Origin of the sequence: Vibrio sp. 10N.286.48.C11 (assembly GCF_041469805.1) — a bacterium.
Taxonomy (GTDB): domain Bacteria; phylum Pseudomonadota; class Gammaproteobacteria; order Enterobacterales; family Vibrionaceae; genus Vibrio; species Vibrio crassostreae_C.
This window is the reverse complement of the sequence record NZ_JBFRLK010000009.1, coordinates 1-1,259: the sequence shown is the minus strand read 5'-3', so window position 1 is coordinate 1,259 and position 1,259 is coordinate 1. Positions and strand designations below refer to the sequence as shown.

Genomic DNA, 1,259 nt, shown 5'->3' with positions numbered 1-1,259 from the left:
TACATAGACAGGATCTTAAGAGCTAACTTGTTTATTTAGATAGAAAAAAGGCTTCATTTATGATCAGATAATCGTCGCCAAACAAACTACCTACATCAATAGTGAAGCCGATGACGATTATCTCCTTACAGAAGCAATTTAAGCAATTCTTTAATGCTGACACCCTCCAAAAAATGGCGAAAAGTACAGGCCTGATGAAACGGTGTCGGGCGATATTACCCGAGCAGCTAGTCATTAGCTTAGTGGCCGCGTTAAGCAAAGGAAACTGCACTTCCATTGCGGATTTACTGCGACAATTCAATGGGATGTGCTTGAGCCCTGAAGGTGCCGTGGCATACAAGCCTTACCATAACCAGTTGAGGAAAAATGAGTTTCCTAATTTCATGCGGCAACTTGTTATGCGAGCAATAGCTCAATTTGCTCGCCAGCAGAATGTCGGTCTACCAAATAAGCTCGACACCTTTGATGATGTACTGCTTCAAGATGGCAGCTCTTTCCACATCCATCGTGACCTGGCGGATGTTTATCCGAGTCGATTTAAACGTAACCCTGCAGCGGTTGAATGTCATATGACAATGTCGTTGAAAAGCTTTTCTCCAGTCGCGATGAACATCAGCGCTGATACGGCATCAGAAAGAGATTTTTTACCTGAGCCCAAAACGATGAACAACAAATTGCTGTTAGCTGACGCAGGGTATCCTGATTTCCACTTCTTTCGAGAGCTTGAACAGCATGGCGGATTCTATATTGTCCGAGGTGCTAAGTCTCTGAACCCTATGATTATTGAGGCAAGGAACGGCAAGGGGCGACTGCTGCCTAAGCTAGAAGGGAAGAAGCTGAAAGACATTACTCGAGGTACCAACCGTTCGCAGGTCCTTGACCTAAAAGTCCGTCGAGGTAAACAAGAGTTTAGAGTCGTGCGACGATGGTTTGCTGAAGAAAAACGATTCTGCATTTGGATAACTAACTTACCTTCAGACACCTTTACTGCCGATGACATCATGGCGATCTACCGCTGTCGATGGCAGGTGGAACTGCTTTTTAAAGAGTTAAAGTCTCACACCAACTGGCAACGATTTGTCACCGCACAAAAGGCCATCGTTGATGGGCTCATCTGGGCCAGTTTACTTGCGCTGATCATTAGGCGTAGTATTGCGCTTCAGATAATGCCATCGGTCTCATTGTTTAAAGCGGCAAAAAATGTGGATGTCTGGCTGTTACCAATATTTGAATGTATCAGTCACGGCGCATGGTCAGAA

The 1,259-nt window shown here is 45.0% G+C and carries 1 protein-coding gene; it reads left to right on the top strand.

Annotated features, from left to right (window positions below; translation table 11 throughout):
• Positions 1-110: 110 nt before the first annotated feature.
• On the top strand, positions 111-1,259 hold a 1,149-nt coding region (locus AB4209_RS02945), incomplete at its 3' end, for an IS4 family transposase (protein WP_372054799.1).